Here is a 4637-nt window from a genome sequence, read left to right as displayed (position 1 = left end):
ACACTCCTTCCAAGGCACCTTGCTCTCCTTGCAAAGGGCCGAAAGTGTAACCCATGTCTCCGGAATGAACTGTCACCCATCTCTCGGGAAGGGCAACAGACACTAGGTGTTTGTTCTCCCGACCCACAAGATAGCTTGATGCAAACCGGCCGCGTCGGCGTTCGCTGTCAGCATGGTGTTTTGACGCGACAACCTTCCGCGCTACCTCGATAATAGGAATGCCGCCGAGACAGCGGCCGGAACGAGGTTTGCGGAAGATGAATTTGTTGATTTCAAGCCGGCTGTTAGCGCTGCTCGCTTTGTCCTTGGCGGCAGGCTGCTCATCGCTGGGCAGCGCGGTGAACCCGGCGAAATACGACAGCATGACATGCGCCGAGCTCAACAACGCGGTAGGCGATACCGCGCGCGACATCTCGCAAACCGCCATCACCCGCGGCAGGGTCACCAACACCAGCGTTCCCAACTGGCTGCTCGGCGGCACGCGCGTGAAGAGCGCAGTGGCCAACCGTGAGACGGCCAGAATCGAACTGCTGAAGCAGCGGCAAGAGGCCATTGTCGCGACAAGAGCCAACAGATGTCCCAGGTCAGCGGGCTAAGCGAACTGGCCCTACCCTGACTATCTGCTCAACGTCACGCCTTAAGCACTCAGCCGGAAGCGCGTGACATCGATCGCCGCAGCCATCAGCGTCTGGGTGTAGGCGGCCTGCGGGTTGCTGAATATCTGTTCGGTCGGGCCTTCCTCGACGATCTTGCCCTGCCTCATGACGATGATGTAGTCGGCCATGGCGCGCACCACGGAGAGATCGTGGCTGATGAAGAGGTAGGATAGTTCGTGGTCGGCCTGCAGCTTGCGCAGCAATTCGACGATCTGCTTCTGCACCGAGCGGTCGAGCGCCGAAGTCGGCTCGTCCAGCACCACCAGTTTGGGCTTCAGGATCACGGCACGCGCGATGGCGATGCGCTGGCGTTGGCCGCCGGAGAATTCGTGCGGGTAGCGGTTGCGTGCGTTGGGATCGAGGCCGACCTCGAGCAAGGCCTCGACGGCGCGCTGATCGCGTTGCTTGCCTGACAGGTTCGGCTCATGCACCAGAAGCCCTTCGGTGATGATCTGGCCGACGGTCATGCGCGGCGACAGCGAGCCGAACGGATCCTGGAAGACGAGTTGCATCTCCCGCCGCAGCGGCCGCATCGCCTGGCGGTCGGCGGTGGAGATGTCGCGGTCGCCGAAGCGGATGACACCGTCGCTGGGCAACAGGCGCAGAAGTGCGCGGCCGAGCGTCGATTTTCCCGAACCGGATTCGCCGACGATACCGATGGTCTGGTTGCGCTTCAGCCGGATCGAAATGTGATCGACGGCGCGCAAAAGCAGCGGCTCGCCGGCAAGGAAGCCACCGCCGATCTTGAAGGTTACCTCGACATTCCTGCCCTCGAGCAGCACCGGTGCGTTGGCCGGCGGCGCCGCCTTGGTGCCGGTCGGCTCGGCGGCCAGCAGCATTTTCGTATAGGCATGCTGGGGATTGGCGAACAGCGCTTCCGCCTCGCCTTCCTCGACGACTTCGCCATAGCGCATGACATAGACGCGGTCGGCAAAGCGCCTGACAATGCCGAGGTCGTGGGTGATAAAGACGATGGCCATGCCGAGCTTGCGCTGCAGTTCGGCGAGGAGAACCAGGATCTGCGCCTGGATGGTGACGTCGAGCGCCGTCGTCGGCTCGTCGGCGATCAGGATGTCGGGGTCGTTGGCCAATGCCATGGCGATCATGACGCGCTGGCGCTGGCCACCCGACATTTCGTGCGGATAGGATTTCATCCGCCGCTCGGGATCAGGAATATGCACCAGCCGCAAGAGCTTGAGCGCCTCCTCGCGCGCCTCGGCAGCGTTCAGCCCGCGGTGCTTGCGGATCGGTTCGATAAGCTGGTTGCCGATCGAATAGAGTGGATCGAGCGAGGTCATCGGCTCCTGGAAGATCATGCTGATCTTGGCGCCGCGCACCTTGTTGAGGTCGGGCTTGCTCATGGTCAAAAGGTTGCGGCCGCGATAATCGACGTGACCCGTCGCCTCGCCATTGGACGCCAGCAGGCTCATCGCCGCCATCATGGTTTGGCTCTTGCCGGATCCGGATTCGCCGACCACGGCAACGGTTTCACCTGCCTTGACGTGGATGTTGATGCCCTTGACCGCTTCGACCGCGCCGTCGAGCGTGCGGAAGCGGACGCGAAGGTCCTTGACGCTGAGGATCGTTTCGGGCGTTTCCATCGCAACGGTCCTCATCTTATCGGTCCCCATCTTTATCGGTCCAATCTTCATCGGTCTCTTGGATCGAGCGCGTCGCGCAGGCCGTCGCCGACGAAGTTCAGCGCAAACAGCGTCGACACGAGGAAGAAGGCGGGGAACAAAAGCAGCCAGTTGGCGGTGCCGATGTTCTTGGCGCCGACCGAGATGAGCACGCCCCAGCTGGTCATCGGTTCCTGCACGCCAAGGCCGAGGAAGGACAGGAAGCTTTCCAGGATGATGACCTGCGGCACCAGCAGCGTCATGTAGATCACCACTGGTCCGAGCAGATTGGGGATGACATGGCGCAGCAGGATGCCGCGCTGGCCGACGCCCATGGCTTCGGCCGCCTGGACATACTCCTGCCGCCGGATCGACAGCGCCTGGCCGCGCACGATGCGCGCCATGTCGAGCCACAGCACCGCTCCCACCGCCAGGAACATCAGCACGAAGTTGCGGCCGAAGAACACCACCAGCATGATGACAAAGAAAATGAAGGGCAAGGAATAGAGCACGTCGACGATGCGCATCATCACCTCGTCGATCTTGCCGCCGGAAAAGCCGGCCGCCGCCCCGTAGAGGACGCCGATGACCACAGCGACAATGCCGGCAAGCAGGCCGATGGCCAGCGAGATGCGCCCTGCCATCAGCGTTCGCGAGAGAAGATCGCGACCGGTGTTGTCGGTGCCGAACAGGAAGTACTGCTGTTTGACCGACGCAGTCATAGTCAATTCGAGCCCGTCGCCCGATTTGCTCACTATCTTGGTATCGTCGAAGGCATCGGAGCGGTCGAGATAGCGGATGTTGCGGTCGTCGATCGGTTTGGTCGAGGTGACGGTGACGGTGACGCGACTGCCGTCCAGTTTCCACTCCTTGATGTCGACGCGCATGCGCTTGATGGCATCCTTGAGCGCCGTCTCGATCATGTCGGGCTCCGGATAGGCTGAAAAGCTTGGCGGCGTGCGCACATAGTCGGCATAGATGGTGGTGTACTGATGCGGCACGAACCAGGGGCCGAAGATGCTGATGACGCCAATGAAGGCCAGGTAATAGAGGCTGAACATGGCGGCGCGGTTGGCTTTGAGGCGCGCCCATGCGTCGCCCCAGAGCGAGCGGCCGACGACGGCCGGCGGAGCGGCGGCGGCTGTGATGTCAGTCATAGCGCACCCTCAGTCATAGCGTACCCTCGGGTCGACGACCGCGTACATGACGTCGACGATCAGGTTGAAGACGATGGTGAAGAGCGCGATCACCACCACGGTCCCCATCACCAGCGTGTAGTCGCGGTTGAGCGCGGCATCGACGAAATAGCGGCCGACACCGGGAATGGAGAAGATGGTCTCGACGATGACCGAACCGGTGAGCAGCGCCGCGGCTGCGGGGCCGGTGAAGGAAACGATCGGCAGGATGGCGCCGCGCAGCGCGTGCTTGACCACCACCGACCAGTCGGAGAGGCCGAGCGCACGCGCCGTTCGGATATGATGCGAACGCAAGCTCTCGATCATCGACCCGCGCATCAGGCGGGCAACGATGGCGATCTGCGGCAAGGCCAGCGTCAGCACCGGGCCGATCTTGTTGATCAATGCGCCATCACCCCAGCCGCCGATCGGCAACAGCTTCCAGGTCAATCCGAACACCAGCTGAATCACAGGAGCGATGACGAAGGTGGGGATAGTGCTGCCGGCGGTCGCCAGCGCAATCACCGTATAGTCGCCAAGCTTGTTCTGGTTGAGCGCGGCGATGGTGCCGAGCACCGAACCAAGCAGCAGCGCCAGGATCAGCGCCGAGGTGCCGAGCTGGACCGATATCGGCAGCCCCTTGGCAAACAGTTCGGTGACGGTGAAGTCAGGCAAATTGTAGCTCGGCCCGAAATTGCCGCGCAGAAGATTGCCGAGATAGTGGGCATATTGCAGCCAGAGCGGATCGTCGAGGCCGAACTGTGCTTCCAGATTGGCCCTGATCTCGGGACTGAGGCCCCGCTCCTGATTGAAGGGGCCGCCCGGTGCGACGCGTATCAGGAAGAACGCCATGGTCACGATGACGAACAGCGTCGGAATGGCGGTCAGAAGCCGCCGTAAGATGTATCGCAGCATCGGCGCCCCGCTTCGGCCAGAGCGACATACGTCCATGCGGACGCATTGCCACGCTCCGGCGCCAAATCTTCGCACCGGGCTTGCCGAAAATCGACCACGACTTTCGGACCGGTGCGATGACCGACCAGTCCCGGGGGGGGGGGCGGGGGGGGGGGGGGGGGGGGGGGGGGGGGGGGTGGGGGGGGGGGGGCGGGGGGGGGGGGGGGGGGGGGGGGGGGGGGGGGGGGGGGGGGGGGGGGGGGGGGGGGGGGGGGGGGGGGGGGGGGGGGGGG

The 4637-nt window shown here is 63.5% G+C and carries 4 protein-coding genes; all 4 read right to left on the bottom strand.

Annotation, left to right across the window (positions count from 1 at the left end):
• Positions 1-571: hypothetical protein (locus NKJ18_RS32820; protein ID WP_352761592.1), on the bottom strand; the 571-nt coding region annotated here is incomplete at its 3' end.
• Between the two features lie 66 nt (positions 572-637).
• Complete coding sequence (locus tag NKJ18_RS32815; RefSeq protein ID WP_023725229.1) at positions 638-2257, bottom strand: ABC transporter ATP-binding protein; 1620 nt, start codon at positions 2255-2257, stop codon at positions 638-640.
• A 47-nt stretch (positions 2258-2304) separates the two neighbouring features.
• Positions 2305-3432 (bottom strand): ABC transporter permease, encoded by a 1128-nt coding sequence (locus NKJ18_RS32810; RefSeq protein ID WP_023725230.1) that lies wholly within the window; start codon positions 3430-3432, stop codon positions 2305-2307.
• Positions 3433-3441: 9 nt separating this feature from the next.
• Positions 3442-4365 (bottom strand): ABC transporter permease subunit, encoded by a 924-nt coding sequence (locus NKJ18_RS32805; RefSeq protein WP_023684574.1) that lies wholly within the window; start codon positions 4363-4365, stop codon positions 3442-3444.
• Positions 4366-4637: the final 272 nt, after the last annotated feature.

It is taken from the genome of Mesorhizobium sp. M0217, assembly GCF_040321955.1.
GTDB lineage: Bacteria > Pseudomonadota > Alphaproteobacteria > Rhizobiales > Rhizobiaceae > Mesorhizobium.
The sequence above is the reverse complement of the archived record's forward strand: the minus strand, read 5'-3'. Positions and strand labels throughout refer to the sequence as shown.

What these genes read in the sequence shown, in the direction of transcription:
- NKJ18_RS32815 (WP_023725229.1), bottom strand. Translation starts at nt 2,257, where the DNA reads ATGGAAACGCCCGAAACGATCCTCAGCGTCAAGGACCTTCGCGTCCGC.
- NKJ18_RS32810 (WP_023725230.1), bottom strand. Translation starts at nt 3,432, where the DNA reads ATGACTGACATCACAGCCGCCGCCGCTCCGCCGGCCGTCGTCGGCCGC.
- NKJ18_RS32805 (WP_023684574.1), bottom strand. Translation starts at nt 4,365, where the DNA reads ATGCTGCGATACATCTTACGGCGGCTTCTGACCGCCATTCCGACGCTG.